We start from the raw sequence: 493 nt of genomic DNA, 5'->3' as shown, positions 1-493 counted from the left end.
TCAACCCGACGGGTCGGTTCGTGGTGGGTGGCCCGATGGGTGATGCCGGGTTGACCGGTCGGAAGATCATTGTGGACACCTATGGCGGGATGGCGCGTCACGGTGGGGGGGCGTTTTCGGGGAAGGACCCGTCGAAGGTGGACCGGTCGGCGGCGTATGCGATGCGGTGGGTGGCCAAGAACGCGGTGGCTGCGGGGTTGGCCAGCCGGATTGAGGTGCAGGTGGCGTATGCGATTGGCAAGGCTGCGCCGGTGGGTCTGTTCGTGGAGACCTTTGGCACCGAGAATGTGGATCCGGTGAAGATCCAGGCGGCGATCAACGAGGTGTTCGATCTGCGGCCGGCGGCGATCATTCGGGATATGGATCTGTTGCGGCCGATTTATTCGGCGACGGCGGCGTATGGTCATTTCGGTCGGTCGGATGTGGATCTGCCGTGGGAGCGCACGGATCGGGCGGAGGCGTTGAAGAACGCCGCCGGCCTGTGACCGGACGA

At 64.9% G+C, this 493-nt stretch carries 1 protein-coding gene; it reads left to right on the top strand.

Annotated features, from left to right (window positions below; genetic code table 11):
• The coding region (locus SREC43747_RS0119300) for a methionine adenosyltransferase domain-containing protein (protein WP_029723008.1) at nt 1–485 on the top strand (485 nt) is incomplete at its 5' end.
• Between the last annotated feature and the right edge of the window lie 8 nt (nt 486–493).

This window comes from Saccharopolyspora rectivirgula DSM 43747, assembly GCF_000497205.1.
GTDB classification, from domain to species: Bacteria; Actinomycetota; Actinomycetes; order Mycobacteriales; family Pseudonocardiaceae; genus Saccharopolyspora; species Saccharopolyspora rectivirgula.
The sequence above is the reverse complement of the archived record's forward strand: the minus strand, read 5'-3'. Positions and strand labels throughout refer to the sequence as shown.